Origin of the sequence: Rhizobium sp. LCM 4573, from assembly GCF_001854865.1 — a bacterium.
Classification (GTDB): domain Bacteria; phylum Pseudomonadota; class Alphaproteobacteria; order Rhizobiales; family Rhizobiaceae; genus Neorhizobium.
The window spans coordinates 1-15,226 of the sequence record NZ_MDDW01000010.1 but is presented as its reverse complement, the minus strand read 5'-3'; the positions used below and the strand labels follow the sequence as shown (position 1 = coordinate 15,226).

The window sequence follows — 15,226 nt, the reverse complement described above, 5'->3', positions numbered from 1 at the left end:
GCAGTGCTGAGCTCGGCTCGATGCTCCCTGCGGAGTCGGCCGGCGGTCTGGAGTGGGGCCTCTTCCTGAACCGCCGTTCTATCGCTTCTTTCGTCGCAATCACGATCGTATTGGTAATGCTGACCCCGACCATATGCGCGAACTTATACTGTCAACAGATTGAAAACGCTCACCGCGCGCCAAACCGGTCAAGCACGTTTCTTGTCACGGTTTGAACTTGTATATCACCACGCGCAAGCCCCGCCACCCACTCACAAGTCGCCGCGGTAAAGATCTCGCCATTGCCTTTCGACCAATGCACGATCATGCCGTTTCCACGCTCGCAGGCGTCCAAAGTTTCGGAAGTCACCGCGCCGTAAAGAGATCGCGCTTTGAACGCCGCGTCAGACACGCCGATGTACTGTGTCTCCCCCCAAATCCGATTGTCGGCCTCGATGTTGGTCGCAAGGCCCATCGCGAGGATGGTGATGTCGAGGGAGCCGCCATCGGTGCCCATCGGAAACGGCAATCCGTCGTCCATGCGGTAATCCAGCCCGTCTACCTCATAGCCGAAGACGCGCGAGGCGGCGCCCAACTGGTCGCCATATCCCAATCCGGCTCCGGCGAAAGCCCAATGCCCGGATCGATAGACGGTAAAACCGCCCGACCCGCCGCCGACACAACGGCCGACACCAGCATAAACCCCGCGCATCGCGTTGACGCCAAAGGTCAACGCGCCGGGCCGATTGACTGGTCCAAGCTCCCAGGCTCCGGTGACGAGATGAGCCTTCCCGGTTCCCGAAAGAGGATCATCTTTGGCCTGGTATTTGTAGCAAATCTGCCGGCGGCCTTCGTCTTCCAGCCGCGTCTGCCAAAGGAAATTGCCCGCAAACCGCGCGACCTTGCCCCCAGCCACAACGAATGTGTCGACGGCATCGCGCATCGGCGCGCTCCAATATTCGTCATGCCCCACAAAAATCGCGCAGCTGTGGCCGTCTAACAGGTCCGGTTCTGCATCGAGGTCATGGAGCGTGGCGAAATCGAGATCATAGCCGGCGCTCTCGGCCAGCRAGCAAAGAGGCGTTCATAGCTCGCCCAGCCGGCCGAGGCATATTTCTTGGAATAGCCGTAGGCATAGGCCCACTCCATATAAGGGTAGCGCACCATTTCATCGGCACGCTGCGGGCGGTCGGGCAGTGCGCGCGGGGCGCCGGCGGGCAGCTTACAGAATCCGCGGGTCCAGGGACGTTGCGTCGACAGGATCGGGGAAAAGGCATTGCCCTCCGGTCCTGTGATGCCTTCGTAATGGTTGGACCCGCCCCAGCAGTTGTAGGCCAGCCATGTCCCGGTCGCGCAAACCAGAACATGGGAAGCGCGGGGCAGGTGCCGCGCGCGGCGGACCAGAATCAGGTGGTGTTCCTCGACCCGGTCCCCATCTCGCTCAGCAATGAAGGTGATCAGGTATCCTCCAGGCCGCCAATCCGACGGCACGATAAAGCGCGTACTCGCCGGCCAACCGCACCCCGTAACCGAACAATCGGCTGGCGTATCGCGGTGATGGCCCGGCAGGCTCTCGACGGCCAGGACCGGCTCATACTTTGAACCGTCTCGGCCGACTTCGTAGGACCAGCGCTCTGCGGTGGTCGAGACGTGCAGGATGACTTCGTCGCCGGGCGCATAGGTCATACGAGGGGTGTAGCCCCAGATCTCAAGCACCGCCGCGTCGCGCGCCGGGCCGATATAGTAGTTATCGAGGATGTGACGCGCGCGAGCGCGCGTCCGTGGGGTTATGGCGGGATTTGGTCCTTCAGTGTTCACCACATCACTCCGGAAGATATCGCAAGGACCAGCCTTCGCCGGCCACGCCGGCCTCGATCATCGTAGCGATCTCGGCTTCGCTATGGCCGAGATGCGACAGGATCGCCCGCGTTTGTGCGCCGGGTTTGGGCGCTGCTGCGGGAATAGTGATTGTCGCGTGGTCCGGCCGCACGGCATTGGGCGCAACCAGATCGACCCAACGGCGCATCGGGTGACGGTCATGGCGGATGGCCCGATAGGTCGCCTGCCGGATATCGGCCGGTCCCTCACTTTCCAGATGCAGACCGGCCTCGCGGTTGATTGAGAGGGAACCAAGCGGAACCACGGCGGACGACCCTTCAATAAATCGCTCTTGCCAATGGGAGACCGGATGAAGAGCAAAGCGCTCCGCCAAGCTCTCGATCAGCTCGACGTCGCCAAGTCCGCTCAAATCCTCCAGTTCCGGCACGCGGGCGAGCGCTGCGCCCTTTTCTGTAGGCGCCGCAAAGAACATCCAGGAAGCGGATGGCCGCGTTGAGGAAACCGACAACGTGCGGAGCTTGCCGAAACGGGAGCTACCACTGGGGATCGTGCTGGACGCCTGCCCGGAAATACGGGAACTGGCACAGGGAGGGGCGATCCGGCACTGGCGCGACTTGCTGGCGGCGGCAGAGCTCGCCCGGCCGATGCTGGGGATCAGCCCAAGCGCCTGGCGGGAAGCCCGCGAAGCCATGGGCGAGCAGCATGCGGCGATCACCCTTGCCGCGATCTACCAGAAGTCCGGCCAGATTAACAACGCTCGCGGTTATTTGCGCAGTCTGACGGATCGAGCCAAAGAGGGACAGTTTTCGACTTGGCCGATGGTGATGGCATTGCTCCGGGCAAAGCTCGACGCGCAGAGGCCCGTTGATAAGCAGGATGGTGGTCGATCGTATGGCGAAGCTGACGCCGGAGGCCGCCTGCAGGTTTCGGATTCGCTGTTGAAGAGCCTGCAGAGGCCGAAATCGCGATGACTGTGGCGCTGTTACCTGGTGAGAGGAGCGGCTGTGTCGCTGGCACTGGCGATYAGTCCCGATCGGCGGGCACGGTCGATGAGGTTCTTCACAGAAGAGGGGGACCATTTGGAGCCGCCGCGTGGGGTGCGCTCGTGCAACCGTTCGAGTTGGGTCGCTATTTCACGAAGTGTCAGGTTCGGGTTCGACGAATGGATACCGGCGACCAGCGTCATCAACCGATCCTCGGGCAGGCGGGGAGGGGATTTGCGGAGCAATGCGGCATCGGCCATCCGCTCCGCCACCATCCATTTCACGGCGCGGCGAAGACGCTCCGGCGTCCAGTCGAGGCCGCTTTGGTTCAATACGCGGGCCATGTCRTCCCAGGTGTGATCCGGCCGCATGCGCCGAACGGTAGGAAGCCATTGATTGGCCGTTGCCTGCACGCGTTCTCCGTAAGCCGCTCTTTGCGCCGCGGTCATCTTAGCCAGCGCCTCGGGACGCCGTTCCCGGATGCCGGGATTGCCGGGCAGCTTTCCCTTGGATTTGGCCGCCTTGATGCCGGCCTTCGTTCGTTCAGAGATCAGTGCGCGTTCGAGCTGCGCCACGGCGCCGAGCACTTGGAGCGAAAACATTCCCTGCGGCGTCGACGTGTCGATCGGATCGCGGAGCGACCGAAAATGCGCGTTCTTCGCAGTCAGATCCTCGATCACCTCGAGCAGATGGCTAACGGATCGTGCCAGACGATCGAGCCGCACGACTATGAGTGTGTCACCGGCGTTGATCTCTCGAAGCAGCTTGGACAGGGCTGGACGGGCGCGCGACGCGCCGGATCCGTGCTCCTGAACGATGACGTCGCAGCCGGCCGAGCGGAGCTCAATCTCCTGGGCCTCGGTCGCTTGTTCGTCCGTCGAGACGCGCGCATAGCCGATCAGTCGTCCCTGAGGTCGACGAGAAATGCGATTTTGCGTGTCAGCGGCCATTTGGAGCGTCTAAGAGGTCGTTAGTTGAGCGGTTTTCCAATTGCAGAAGATAAGGATAACCGATCGGTTGTAAACGTCCCTAGCGACGTTCCGCGGGGCTACCAAGGCTGAAAAACCTTGTTCAAGGCTTCCCGTTGGTCTCAGCGCATAATCCACGTCCAAGGCTGACCGTGGTTTTCACAGTAGAACAGAGCGCTCCTGAAACCGTGGCACAGGCTCTTTCAAGCTTTTGCAATGACTGGCTCCCGCTGAACCAAAACGGCATACGGATGCGCGGCTACAGCTTTTTGAATACGTGCTCGGCCATGACATCAAAAAACCTTTGCTGGTCGCGCGAAACGTTATGAATGTAGATCTCGTCGAATCCGCATGATGCGCAATCGCATTGACGGAGGAGTTTCTGAGCCGAGTGAACCGAAGGAATGTCAGCTCCCTCGAAGGCTCCTTTCTTGGCTGACACGATGACATGTCTAAGAACTAAGGAAATGAGACAGCGAGATCAGGTTCGCCGCTCGGCTTGACCCATGCCGCTCTATGAAACGGGCGACGTTGTGGTACAAGGTTTGTCGGGACTGATAAGGGCCGTTGCGACGATGCTGAAAACCGACACCCGGCAGGCGAACTGGCGCCGTGCCAATCCTGGCAAGTACGAAGCGCACCTCGCAGTGCAGCGGGCCGTCAAGGCAGGCGAACTCGACAAGGAGACGTGCGAAGTTTGCGGCGTCGAGGCGGTTGATGCCCATCACGATCAGTACGACGACCCATTGAGAGTGCGGTGGTTATGCCGGCGCCATCATACGCGGCTTCACCATTACGGCGAGGACATGTTTCCGATCAGGAATGTGGTGTGACGGACTGGCGAGTATACGCCTCAAGCCATGTCAGTTCACAGCAGCCTGATGGCGAAACGCTCTGTTTCTTCAGTTRCGTGGAGGCCGCAGAGCGCGTCGCGTCAGGCAGGACTGGCTGACTGAGCTCGCTCCCTCTGTTCCAGCTTCTCCAGCAAGCCATGAAACATCTGGGCTGAGYCGTGGGGAAGCGCGAACGCAGGAAGCCTTCGCAACTGACTCGTGGCCAAAGGATCGCTGGCGTAGCGCCGGATCACGGTTGCCAACTCTTCTTGAGGCTTCTGTGTCATGGGCTCAGAACTTTCGGCGGGGAAACCTGTTCCGCTTTTTTGYGCGAATATCCGCTGTTCTCGCGTGATCTACTGGGGTTCCGTGAGGAGCGTTCTCACGGCGGTGATCAGTTTCTTCTCGTTGTAGGGCTTGTCGAGGACGGCGTCGAACACATCCGGGTTGGCGCGACCGATGCTTCCCTGCGCTCCACTCACCAGGATGATCGGAATATGCGAGAGCTCGCGATCCCCACGCATTGCCTGGGCCAGCTCAAGCCCTGTCATCAACGGCATCATGAAATCGGTGATCACCAGCGCGGGGCGCTTCTCGCGCACGAGGGCGAGGGCTGCCTTGCCATGCGATGCCGCGGCGACTTCGTAACCGGCATCTTCCAACATGATGGCCAGAACGTCAGCGATCAGAAACTCATCCTCGGCAATTACGATCAATGGCATCTGTTGCTGCTCATGCTCTCTTACCCAAATACCAAATCAATCTCATGACGGCGTCGCCACACCCGTGGCTGCACCGGTCACTGCCTCCAGCGGGGTAAATACGGCAATCCCCCGTGGTCCGAACGCGACTTCCCGGATGGCCGGCTCAAAGGCGCTATCTCTGACCTTGAGAACCGAAATGGTGCGCTTGTATTGCGAATTGATCTCTACATGGCGCAACATCACCAGATTATCCAGCAGGCTTGAGATTTCGGATCCGGGGGCCGCCACAGTTGGGCCAAACAGGTCTCGCAGTTCCCAGGTCGCAATGGTGGTAACTCCGAGGCGACGTATCTCGTTCATCAGCGCTGCAAAAAATTCCACGAGCCGCGCCGGGTGGACGGCGGCGCGCTCCAAACCGCCTAAACCATCGATGACCAGCCGCTTGACGCCACGCGCGCGGACCGCCTCCAGGAGGCGATGCCCCAGCTTGTCRAGCAGGTTTTCCGTCATCGGGTTCCAGATCACTTCCAAAGCGCCGGATCCGAGGGGTGTGTCAAGATCGACGCCGAGCGCGCGGGCTTTCGCCTGAAGGCGCGCCGGCGTCTCGTAGAAGCCGAAGTGGAGGGCGGGCTCTTGCCTGCTGGCTTGGCTGAGAAAGTTGAGGCCCATTGCAGTTTTTCCACAACCGGATGGACCGAACATCAACGTGACTGAGCTCCGCGGCAGGCCGCCCCCCATCAAACGATCCAGTCCATCTGTGCCACTTGAAAGGGGAGGGGGCGGGTCATGATCGTCCGGAGCAACCGTAGGAGCCACGATTGCTTCCATGCGCGGATATGCAGTCATGCCGGCCGATGTAATCTCGAACTGGTGGTAGCCGCCGAGAGCGGCACTGCCCCTGGACTTCCTGACCTGCAGGCGCCGGACCGACCGCACACCGACGAGCTCGTCGTGAAGCTCAATGACGCCATCGACCATGGTGTGTTCGGGGCTATCCTGCGCAATCCGGGTGCTGGTCAGGAACAGGACGGTGCAGCCGACGAACGCCGCCTGGCTCTGGACTTCGGCCACGAAGGTCTTGACGTCGAGCTGTGTGTCGGCGCGATCGCGAGCGCTCAAAAGGCCGTCAAAGACCAGCAGCGTCGCGCCTTGCCTGGTGATTTCCTGGCGGATCAGGCTGACGACAGCGGAAAGACCTTCGTCCCTGAGCGTCTGGAAGACGCTGATGTAAGTGATAGAGGTCCCCAGATGCTCCTTGTCGAAGAATTCGAGCGTGCCGAGCGACTGAAACAACCGGTCATGGGTTTCGGCGAGAAGAGTCACGTAAAGCACCTTGCCGCCCCGCGAAAGGTTGGCAAAGGCGACCTGGTTGGCGAAGATGGTCTTGCCCGCACCAGGGTGACCCTGGATGATGTAGGACGCGCCCTCGATAAGGCCGCCTCCAAGAATGGTGTCCAGGCCGGAAATGCCGGTCGATAGTCTTGGAAGTTCGTTCATCGGAATGGTCGTCCAGAATGGAGGGTTGGGCCGCACCGTAAGACCGTCACACGATTTTGCAACCGCGGCGCAGCACAAAAGGCTTTATTTCTTGCCGTGGGGGGCTAAGGTTCCCGCCGGGCAGCGACCGTTGCGCTTGATGCTTTGACGACACTCGAGGAAAATAAGGCAATGGTAGACAGAGATAGCGGCAATGGCGATGTCGCCGACGGTCCTATCCGGCAGAGTGATGCGGTCGTTGAGACGGATAAACTCGGCCACGATGCGGCCGCTTTCCTGGCTGCTATCGTTGAATCCTCCGATGATGCCATCGTCAGCAAATCTCTTCAGGGGATCATCACCACATGGAACAAAGGTGCCGAGCGGCTTTTCGGCTATAGCGCTGCCGAGGCTATCGGGAAGCCAATCACCATTCTCATACCGGAAGACCGGCTCGACGAGGAGCCGGCGATCTTGGCGCGTATCCATGCCGGTGAGCGCGTCGATCATTTCGAAACGATCAGGCGTCGAAAAGACGGCACCTTGCTCGACATTTCGCTGACGATCTCGCCCATCCGCAACAGCGCCGGAAAGATTATCGGGGCCTCGAAGATCGCGCGTGACATTTCGGATCGGAAACGGGCGGCGGAACGTCAGGATCTCCTACTGCGCGAGATGCATCATCGGGTCAAGAACCTGTTTGCCATCACAGGCAGCATCATTACGCTGGCGGCCCGCACGGCGCAGACGCCGAGCGAGCTCGCCTCTTCAATGAAGGACCGTCTCGTCGCGCTCTCGCAAGCCCACGAGATGACACTGCCGAGCTTTATAGGTGACGAAGCGTTTCGAGAGCGCTCCACGAGCCTGTTCCAGCTGTTGGCTAGTCTGCTTTCGCCGTTCGACCAGGGGAATGGGGAGCGCTGCCGCTTTCACGGCGAAGATGTGCCAGTCAGCGCCGAAAGGGTGACGAGCCTCGCACTACTGTTTCATGAATATGCGACCAACGCCGTGAAATACGGATCGTTGTCGCTGGCGGAGGGGCGATTGGACGTGACGCTCAATCCGCACGGCGAACAGTACGAGATCTCATGGCGAGAGTCTGGCGGACAGCCTGCCAACAAAGCTGCACCGAACGATGCGGGGTTCGGCACGAGGCTCGAGCAAATGATCGTCCGTGCTCTCGAAGCAGAAGTTTCGAGAGATTGGCTGCCGGACGGCCTCCTGATCAAGCTTTCGATTCCCTGCACCGCTTTCGATGCGCCAGTCCCGGCTTCAAAATGAGCTTGGCTAATTGGTAAAACTGATCTTGAACCATATCATGCATGAGACGCTACGCCCTCTGTCACCGGATCTAGAATTGGAAGTCGCAGGTAATGGGAAATGACGGTCGGAGGCACGTAGCAAAATGCTCATGCGGCAAGTTATCGGCAGTTGCGATGGGCGAACCGAGTAAGGTATCCGCCTGTCACTGTAAATCCTGCCAACGTCGGACTGGCTCTTCCTTTGGAGTGGCTGTTTTTTTCGAGCGTTCTCAGGTCGTAATAGAGGGAGACTCGCGAACATATGTCCGGTCCGGGGACAGCGGAATGAATTTGACGTTTCACTTCTGTTCAAACTGCGGATCGACCGTCTACTGGCTGCCGGACTTCCGATCCGGCCTAATAGCAGTCGCTTTGGGTTGTTTCGAGGATGCAGACAAGTTCGAACTCGACCAGAGCGTCTACAACGAGTCTGCTCATCCCTGGATACATCTGCGGACCAGATAGCATCGCCGGATACGGATGAAGTGACCTAAAGCCCTGCAGCCCTGGTGAGATTGACCCGGAAACGGTCGCGCCGGCGCTGATAGCGGCGGGTCATTTCGGCTGAAGCGTGGCCGAGTTGCTTCTGGACATGCCGCTCGTCGACCTCGGCGGAAGAGGCGAGACCGGCGCGCAGGGAGTGGCCGGCGAATGTCAGCCCGCGCTCCATCTCGGGAAGATCGCCACGCACACCGGCGGCCAGCGCCGTCTTCTTGACGAGGCGCGCCACTTGCTGGTCGTTGAGCCGATCCGGACCCACATCCTTTCCCCGGCCGGTGACGCGGCGGAACAGGGGGCCTTTGGCGAGCCTGGCGAACTTGATCCAGGTTTCGACGGCGGCGATGGGGCAGGTGGCGTCCGAGGAGCCGCGGCCAATCTCGACCTCACGCCAGCCGGTCTTGCCGCGCAGCGTCACCAGCAGGCCCTCGTCAAAGATCTCGATCCAGCCCGAACCATCGTCCGTCTGGTCGCGGCCACAATCCAGGCCGACGATTTCGGACCGCCTGAGGCCGCCGGCAAAGCCGATCAGCAGCATTGCGCGATCGCGCAGTCCCCGTAGGCTACCGCGGTTGAGCGTTTCCAGCATGGCGATCAGGTCTTCCGGCAGCAGCGCTTCTTTCTGCCGCGGCGGGGCCGCGTGCCTGTTGCGGATGCCGGCCATCACCGTGGCGATGGCGCGGTTCTTGCGATCCAGCGGCATGCCACGCTGGGTGCAGTTCCAGCCGATCGCGGCAAGCCGTCGTTCGATCGTGGAGACGGTGTTCGGTTTCACGCCGCGCTCGGCAGTTCCCGAAGCACAAGCGGTGATATAGRGGCCGACTACTTGCGGATCCGGGGGCAGGGGAGACAGGTTCTGGCGCCGGCACCAAGCGGCAAAATGCTTCCAGTCGGAAGTGTAGGCGCGGCGTGTGTTGGCCGAGCTCGCCGCCTCGACATAAGTGCGGGCGCGATCAGTGAGATCCTGCAGATGCGCCGGCAGGCGAGTGCCGGTATCCGGGGCAGGGGAGGGTAGCCGGGGAGCCGCCTGCGCCGCGGAAACGTCAGCGGGGCCTACCGCGTTGTGAGACGGCGCGGAGCTCTCCGAAGCGTGATTTTCACTATTTTCGTCGAAGATTCGGGTCATCTACCTATAATGAGCAAAATGAATGATAATGCAAGATTATCAGTCATTTTCTATCGAAGACAAGCGGTGCGGTTATGGCCGAAACGGCTGGCATAAACCGCACACATGATGTAGCCTCGCGGCCATGGATTCGCTCACCGTCGCTCCTGCTCCAACCACCATACCGTCCGCCAAACTTCCGGACTGGGCCCTCCCGCGCGGGCGCGAACTGACGGAGGCAGATGCTGCCTTCGCCGCCGGTATCGCTTTGAAATCCCTTGATAATATGGTTCGCTCACAGCCTGCTTGGGCTGGCTGCTGGCGCGCGCGCCAGGCCCTGAAATGCGCTGTGGCCGCCGTGCGCCTGATGGGCCGAACCGAGGACGAACATGCGTTGCGCGACGCGCTTTTGCTCACCGCCGCGGGCGACGATCCCGGCCCCGCCGGAAAGGTGTTTTCGGCCTACAAAAGGATCGCGACCCGAAAACCCGGCTTTTCCTCGAAAGGCGTGGCCGAATTGGCAGATCTGCTCGGCCTGGCCTGGGACAACCGGTTGGCGGCGGCCGTCGACCATGCCGACGGCGCATTGCAGTCCGGCCGGCCGGCGCCGTTTGCCGCGGCAGAGCTCGTTTCGGCGGTCTACAGCGACCGGCCGGATGCCCAGCCGCTGGCGTGGGCGCTTGGCGACATGCTGATCGCCGCCTTGCTGAAATGGAACCACCCCGTGCCGCTGCTGATGGCCGAGCGCTATGGTCCAGCCTTCCGGACGCTCGGGGGCAGGGGACGGGTGCGCCCCGGTGAGCCTGGTTTTCCCCGCGCTATCTGCCTCGGCCTGGTCGAGGGAACGGGCGCAGCGTTGCGTTCGGCGAGCGAGATCGCCCGCCGCGCGGACGCGCTTCTCGCCGCCGCGCCGAAAGTCCGGACCAAGGGCGCCGGCGCCGTCATTCAGAGACTGCTGGAAGAGGACGCCGTGGCGGCGACGGCGCCCGGCAGCAACCTGTCCCGCTGGGCGACGACCCGGCTGTTCGAGCGGCTGGAAGGATTTGGTGCGGTACGCGAGCTCTCCGGCCGATCGTCGTTTCGGATTTATGGGTTGTGAGGCTGCCGGTATGAGCGCGACGCCGCAGCCACGCCGCAGCACTAAAAAGATTCCCCAGGACGATGTCCTGTATGACCGGGAACTGGAGGACCTGCCGCCGGAGCTGCGCTGGCGGGAGTGGATGCTGCGGGTCGAGGCGGTGATCTTTGCCTCCGCCGAACCGGTAACGCGCGAGACACTGGCGCGGGTCGTTGGGCGCGACTGCAGCATCGACCTGCTGATCGACGACCTCATGGAGGAGTTGCGCGACCGCCCCTACGAGCTCGTGTCCGTCGCCGGCGGCTGGCAGCACCGAACGCGGCCGCGCTTCGCCGAGACGATCCGGGCTTCGTCGGGGCCGACGCGGGGAGGGGCGGCGGCGCTGTCGGAGTTCGAGGCGATGGTGCTGATGGCGGTGGGGTATTTCCAGCCGGTCACGCGCGGCGAACTGTCGAAGATTTTTGGCAAGGAGGTCAGCCGCGACACGATCGGTGCGCTGCGTGGCGCCGGCTTCCTCGCCTCGGGACCGCGCAGTCCGACTCCCGGCGCGCCCTATACCTACGTGACGACCAAGCACTTTCTGTCAGCGTTCGGCATGGAGACGTTGCGTGATCTGCCGGATATCGAAGCGCTCGAGGATACCGGGCTGCTCAGTCGGCAATCTGTTCAGAATGAGCCGCTTTCGGCTGAGGTCGAGAGCGAGGAGGAATAAGCTTGCCGTCCGGTGCGTGCAGGATGCTTCGGTTGTGGTGCTCTGTGTCCCCTCGCCCAGTCACTTCAACCCGGCGAGGTGGCGACGAAGCACCTCTGAAAACGTCTTCAATCCGCCTTGCTGAAGCGCGTCCACGAACGCGTCGACCGATGGCGTTGTCTTGCGCAGATTGAGTCGGGCACGTTTGACACTGGAAATGAGCGCGTCGGGAAACGCGGCATGGAGATCGGTCAAGAAATCATCCGGCGACTGACTGGTCACGCCATAGGGGCGGAGGTCTGATGCTGGAAAATCCTTGAGGTTCCAGGTGACGATGATGGAGGCTTTTGCGGCGATGGCGGCTGCGAGCACATGCCGATCGTCGGGATCTGGTAGTTTGAGGTCGGTGATCAAGGAGCGGTAGTTCGTCACGTCCGCCTCAGGCAGCACGGCCTTCATCCTGTCCCGCGTTGCAATCAGACGCTCTATTGGTAAGGCAGGCGTGTTGGCGGCGAGATTGCGCATCCACTCGCCATGAATGTCGTCGGTCCAGCGCGCCTCGACGAGACCGTCAAAGGCGCACTGGATCAGGACGTTGCGCAGATGAAAGGGATAGAGGACGCAGGCATCATAGACCGCGACGGGCGGGTTAGAGGCCATGGGTCTGGATCAGATCCTCGGTGTCTTCGGCAAGCGCGTCCATTGCGGCCTGCCGCGTGTCGAGCTTGGATTTCAATGCGAGCACATCCTTGAGCAAAGCGCGGCGGTGCTTGCCCACATAACGGAATGGCAGATCGCCCCGGTCCATGCGCAGGACGACGAGTGGACGCGAGATGCCGAGAATGGCTGACGCTTCGGTCGGGCTTAATTCCTGGTCTTCGGCCAGCACGGCGACGCGCTCGCCGCGCAGCATGTGCGCCAGAAGCGTTTCAACTGCCGCGGCGGCCGTGGGCGGGATCGAGAGCGTCTGTTCCTTGCCACCTGCATGACGAACATGAAGTTCCAGCCTGTCGCCCGCAGTCAGCTTCGGCAAGGGCGAAGCTGACTTGCGGTCGCGATCCGACAATCCGGCGAAATGAACGATCTGGCTGGCCATGGTGAAGTCTCCTTGACCGCCAATATAGTGCGCATGGGCCGTAACTGCAATAACTGAAAACGTACAGATCGGACGCAGTGGCGATGCGGGTCACCGGATCGCCACTGCCACGTCGAGGTCAGGCGGCTTCCCAAACCTGATTCAGGATGCGCGCCGCAAGCGCCGCTTTGTCTTGCGGCAGGAAGCGGCCGTAGTGCTCCTGCACGACATCCGGGGTATCCTGGATCGCATAGCTTGCTTGCTCGTAGGATCCGGTCTGCTTCAGGATGTGGGTTGCGAGAATGTCCCGAACATTGTGCGGCCCATGCGGTAGCAGGCCCTTGATGGCGCCGCGACCGGTATAAGGATTATAGATGCCGTAGCGTTGGATGATCGTCCTCCAGGCCTCATAAAACTTTGTCGAGTCGTAGGCCGCGTCGTAGCTGGTCGTCTTCACGGTCTTCACGAAGAACGTGCCGGGGTCCTTGGCGCTGCCGAGCAACACACCGCGATGCCGGTCGATATAGGCCTCCAGGTATTTGTAGAGGTCAAGCAAGTCCGGCAGGATCAGCCGGAACGGCTTTTGTCCGAAGAACGACGAGCCGGAATTCTTGAAGGCGACGGATGGGATGAGCACTTCCCAGCCACGCTCGCGATCGCTCCAGCGTAGCTCGCCGCATTTCATGTCTTCGAGGCGACGCTCAGGCGTCGGAAAATGACCACGCGGGCAGACGCGCAGCTGGCGGAGGTTCTTTTTGCCGAAGCCCCAGATGCAAACCGAGCCGAAGCATCAGGAATGAGCGAACGGCTTCCGCGGCCGGTCGCGGATAACGATCTTCATCCGGCATGCGCTTCAGGATCTCGTCGGTGATCTTGCGGTATTCCGCCAGCGGACTGTCCGCCTCCAGGATCACCATGATCGGCTCGAACGGATCGCGATGCACGCGCATGACCCGCTGGACTTCCTTGGAGCGATTGGCAGCATGACGATGGAATGCATCGCAGGCGCCGTGCCAGTCGCGCGAAGCGAATTCGATTTCCTCCGGCGCGATCAGCCCTTCGATCGGCCTGACATTCCTCAGAAGTTCTGGATGCTGCCGGATCCAGCCGACCTCGGCACGGGTGAGGGCTTGCGCGACCATCAGCATGTCCTCTTCCCATTTGGTATAGAAGCCCCGCCGCTGCTCGCGCCATTGTGAATAAGCGCCGAAGGGGGACCCCACCACCTGTGGGTTTAACTCATTGAAATAACTTCAAGATCACCATATTGGCTTGGGTCCCAATCGGCGCTGATCGGATCCCGATCAACTTCGAAGTATATCAACGGAATTAATAGGCTAAATCGTTCCCAGCTAGGGTCACGCTTCGGCGCTAATTCACAAGCGGGGGGAGAACTGCGTCGGAATAGCCCGCGCGATGGAGGAGGCCGCAGCAATTTGGCCAGCCTGGCGCGCCCCCAAATGCTTCTTCGACGCGGCGAAGTTAGGGTTCCGCGTCGGTTTTCCGAGAGCGAAGTAGATCAGGAACAATCCCGCTGAAATTGCAGCAAAACAGCTGCCCAGAAACAAAAACCCATCCACGCTCCTACACCTTTGCGATGCAGATGAAACCAGCTTGCAGTGGCATGTTCCGGCTGTCTGCAGATCGTAATACACGAGGTTAATTATTCTCTCTGGGCTGCATTCCACGGGACTGATGCACCAAAGGAAGGCAGTTCACCAGGTCGTTACTCTCAACATAACATCCGGCATTCCTTTCCCGGGATACCTGACAGTCGTTGCCGAACGTTATAGGTGGTTGCGGCTTACAGGGACAAGTTCAGTCGGCGGCGCTGCCCTATGGCGACTCTCGTACACAGGCGCCTCAGCCGTTCTTCTGCCGCAGTCATCAAAATTCCATGGCGACCGCGATTGCGCGCTGCAGATCGCTGGAAGAAAAAGGTTTCCCGATTGCGGGACGAGTGGCGAATTCCTGAGGCAGCCCGTCTATTCCATATYCGGTGCTGAAAATGAACGGGATCTGACGCTTTTGGAGGATCTCCGCAATCGGAAAGCTTGGCTGACCAGCCAGATTAACGTCCAGTACCGCCAAGTCGACCGGTACCGTGGTCGCGATCGTTCTCCCCTTCGAAAGTCGCGACACCGAAGCTACGATCTCGCAGCCGAGATCCTGGAGCATATCCTCGATCATGAGGGCCACCAAACCCTCGTCCTCGACGATCAGAACTCTGAGGCCGGAAAAGTCACTCATGCGTGAAGCAGCCCCACCGGAACGAGGATTCGGGCCGATACGCCGGCTGGGTCAAAGGCAAGATCAAACTCACCACCGAGATCGCGCTCGATACAGCGTTCCATCAGCCGGGTACCGAATCCACGTCGGGTCGGCGGCGTCACCGGTGGTCCTCCACGCTCGCACCATTCGAGGACCAGTTCTGTCTCACCTTGTAACTGCCAGGCGACGGAGAGCGACCCTGTCGCCGAGGATAAGGCTCCATATTTGATTGCGTTGGTGGCGAGCTCGTTGAGAGCCATTGTCAGGCTGAGTGCTGTCCGCGAGTTGAGCGCAACAGGCGGACCGGCGATCCTGATCTGCCCCGCAGCATCACCCGCGAGCGGCGTCAGCACCTCTCGGGCAAGCGCGTCCAGGGGCGCGTCGCCCCAATGCCGCTTGGTCAAAAGATCATGGGCACGCGCGAG

The 15,226-nt window shown here is 61.0% G+C and carries 16 protein-coding genes and 2 pseudogenes; 6 read left to right on the top strand and 12 right to left on the bottom strand.

Annotated elements, in window-relative coordinates; all coding sequences use genetic code 11:
• Window positions 1-169: 169 nt before the first annotated feature.
• Genes LCM4573_RS28620 through LCM4573_RS15625 form a run of 3 tightly spaced genes read right to left on the bottom strand, consistent with a single transcriptional unit; the run spans window position 170 to window position 2,290 of the window.
• A complete protein-coding gene (locus tag LCM4573_RS28620; RefSeq protein ID WP_338012589.1) occupies window positions 170-1,048 on the bottom strand; it encodes a N,N-dimethylformamidase beta subunit family domain-containing protein in 879 nt (292 codons plus the stop codon).
• A complete protein-coding gene (locus tag LCM4573_RS28615) occupies window positions 976-1,797 on the bottom strand; it encodes a N,N-dimethylformamidase beta subunit family domain-containing protein (RefSeq protein ID WP_244505334.1) in 822 nt (273 codons plus the stop codon). Before LCM4573_RS28615 ends, LCM4573_RS28620 begins: the two co-directional genes overlap by 73 nt.
• A gap of 4 nt (window positions 1,798-1,801) precedes the next feature.
• On the bottom strand, window positions 1,802-2,290 hold the full coding sequence (locus LCM4573_RS15625) for a hypothetical protein (RefSeq protein WP_131818966.1): 489 nt from the start codon (window positions 2,288-2,290) through the stop codon (window positions 1,802-1,804).
• 1 nt (window position 2,291) lies between these two features.
• Between LCM4573_RS15625 and repC the strand changes: the two are divergent.
• Window positions 2,292-2,789: pseudogene (gene repC, locus LCM4573_RS15620) on the top strand (plasmid replication protein RepC); the annotation flags it as partial.
• 11 nt (window positions 2,790-2,800) lie between these two features.
• Here repC and LCM4573_RS15615 read toward each other — a convergent pair.
• Complete coding sequence (locus LCM4573_RS15615) at window positions 2,801-3,751, bottom strand: recombinase family protein (protein ID WP_071007316.1); 951 nt, start codon at window positions 3,749-3,751, stop codon at window positions 2,801-2,803.
• A gap of 593 nt (window positions 3,752-4,344) precedes the next feature.
• Between LCM4573_RS15615 and LCM4573_RS15610 the strand changes: the two genes are divergently transcribed.
• The gene (locus LCM4573_RS15610; RefSeq protein ID WP_071007330.1) at window positions 4,345-4,602 is read left to right on the top strand and encodes a hypothetical protein; all 258 of its coding nucleotides are present in this window, start codon (window positions 4,345-4,347) and stop codon (window positions 4,600-4,602) included.
• 356 nt (window positions 4,603-4,958) lie between these two features.
• On the opposite strand, the gene LCM4573_RS15600 is transcribed toward LCM4573_RS15610, so the two are convergent.
• Together LCM4573_RS15600 and LCM4573_RS15595 are read right to left on the bottom strand one after the other, a co-directional pair.
• The gene (locus tag LCM4573_RS15600; protein ID WP_071007314.1) at window positions 4,959-5,324 is read right to left on the bottom strand and encodes a response regulator; all 366 of its coding nucleotides are present in this window, start codon (window positions 5,322-5,324) and stop codon (window positions 4,959-4,961) included.
• A 42-nt stretch (window positions 5,325-5,366) separates the two neighbouring features.
• Complete coding sequence (locus LCM4573_RS15595; protein WP_244505333.1) at window positions 5,367-6,881, bottom strand: ATPase domain-containing protein; 1,515 nt, start codon at window positions 6,879-6,881, stop codon at window positions 5,367-5,369.
• Between the two features lie 93 nt (window positions 6,882-6,974).
• Here LCM4573_RS15595 and LCM4573_RS15590 point away from each other — a divergent pair, with 93 nt between their 5' ends.
• Together LCM4573_RS15590 and LCM4573_RS27320 are read left to right on the top strand one after the other, a co-directional pair.
• The gene (locus tag LCM4573_RS15590; RefSeq protein ID WP_071007312.1) at window positions 6,975-8,063 is read left to right on the top strand and encodes a PAS domain S-box protein; all 1,089 of its coding nucleotides are present in this window, start codon (window positions 6,975-6,977) and stop codon (window positions 8,061-8,063) included.
• Window positions 8,064-8,155: 92 nt separating this feature from the next.
• The gene (locus tag LCM4573_RS27320) at window positions 8,156-8,548 is read left to right on the top strand and encodes a GFA family protein (protein ID WP_083347468.1); all 393 of its coding nucleotides are present in this window, start codon (window positions 8,156-8,158) and stop codon (window positions 8,546-8,548) included.
• Between the two features lie 25 nt (window positions 8,549-8,573).
• Here the strand turns inward: LCM4573_RS27320 and LCM4573_RS15585 are convergent, their stop codons facing one another.
• A complete protein-coding gene (locus tag LCM4573_RS15585) occupies window positions 8,574-9,707 on the bottom strand; it encodes a tyrosine-type recombinase/integrase (RefSeq protein ID WP_071007311.1) in 1,134 nt (377 codons plus the stop codon).
• A 124-nt stretch (window positions 9,708-9,831) separates the two neighbouring features.
• On the opposite strand from LCM4573_RS15585, the gene LCM4573_RS15580 reads away from it, so the two are divergent.
• Both LCM4573_RS15580 and LCM4573_RS15575 read left to right on the top strand, forming a co-directional pair.
• Window positions 9,832-10,785: a DUF1403 family protein gene (locus tag LCM4573_RS15580; RefSeq protein ID WP_071007310.1), complete on the top strand. Its 954-nt coding sequence runs from the start codon at window positions 9,832-9,834 to the stop codon at window positions 10,783-10,785.
• A gap of 10 nt (window positions 10,786-10,795) precedes the next feature.
• Entirely contained in the window at window positions 10,796-11,476 is a 681-nt protein-coding gene (locus tag LCM4573_RS15575) for an SMC-Scp complex subunit ScpB (RefSeq protein ID WP_071007309.1), read from the top strand.
• Between the two features lie 60 nt (window positions 11,477-11,536).
• On the opposite strand, the gene LCM4573_RS15570 is transcribed toward LCM4573_RS15575, so the two are convergent.
• The 5 genes and pseudogenes from LCM4573_RS15570 to LCM4573_RS15550 all read right to left on the bottom strand — a co-directional run.
• A complete protein-coding gene (locus tag LCM4573_RS15570) occupies window positions 11,537-12,115 on the bottom strand; it encodes a PIN domain-containing protein (RefSeq protein WP_071007308.1) in 579 nt (192 codons plus the stop codon).
• Window positions 12,105-12,551, bottom strand: coding sequence for an excisionase (locus tag LCM4573_RS15565; protein WP_071007307.1), 447 nt, complete (start codon window positions 12,549-12,551; stop codon window positions 12,105-12,107). The genes LCM4573_RS15570 and LCM4573_RS15565 overlap by 11 nt, the downstream gene beginning before the upstream one ends.
• A 118-nt stretch (window positions 12,552-12,669) precedes the next feature.
• Window positions 12,670-13,732, bottom strand: a pseudogene (locus LCM4573_RS15560) (hypothetical protein); the annotation flags it as partial.
• Window positions 13,733-14,417: 685 nt separating this feature from the next.
• Window positions 14,418-14,780, bottom strand: a complete 363-nt coding sequence (locus LCM4573_RS15555) for a response regulator (RefSeq protein WP_071007306.1) — start codon at window positions 14,778-14,780, stop codon at window positions 14,418-14,420.
• A partial coding sequence (locus LCM4573_RS15550; RefSeq protein WP_274534857.1) for an HWE histidine kinase domain-containing protein occupies window positions 14,777-15,226 on the bottom strand: 450 nt, incomplete at its 5' end. The genes LCM4573_RS15555 and LCM4573_RS15550, both read right to left, overlap by 4 nt.

What these genes read in the sequence shown, in the direction of transcription:
- LCM4573_RS15625 (WP_131818966.1), bottom strand. Translation starts at nt 2,290, where the DNA reads ATGTTCTTTGCGGCGCCTACAGAAAAGGGCGCAGCGCTCGCCCGCGTG.
- LCM4573_RS15610 (WP_071007330.1), top strand. Translation starts at nt 4,345, where the DNA reads ATGCTGAAAACCGACACCCGGCAGGCGAACTGGCGCCGTGCCAATCCT.
- LCM4573_RS15600 (WP_071007314.1), bottom strand. Translation starts at nt 5,324, where the DNA reads ATGCCATTGATCGTAATTGCCGAGGATGAGTTTCTGATCGCTGACGTT.
- LCM4573_RS15590 (WP_071007312.1), top strand. Translation starts at nt 6,975, where the DNA reads ATGGTAGACAGAGATAGCGGCAATGGCGATGTCGCCGACGGTCCTATC.
- LCM4573_RS27320 (WP_083347468.1), top strand. Translation starts at nt 8,156, where the DNA reads ATGGGAAATGACGGTCGGAGGCACGTAGCAAAATGCTCATGCGGCAAG.
- LCM4573_RS15580 (WP_071007310.1), top strand. Translation starts at nt 9,832, where the DNA reads ATGGATTCGCTCACCGTCGCTCCTGCTCCAACCACCATACCGTCCGCC.
- LCM4573_RS15575 (WP_071007309.1), top strand. Translation starts at nt 10,796, where the DNA reads ATGAGCGCGACGCCGCAGCCACGCCGCAGCACTAAAAAGATTCCCCAG.
- LCM4573_RS15570 (WP_071007308.1), bottom strand. Translation starts at nt 12,115, where the DNA reads ATGGCCTCTAACCCGCCCGTCGCGGTCTATGATGCCTGCGTCCTCTAT.
- LCM4573_RS15565 (WP_071007307.1), bottom strand. Translation starts at nt 12,551, where the DNA reads ATGGCCAGCCAGATCGTTCATTTCGCCGGATTGTCGGATCGCGACCGC.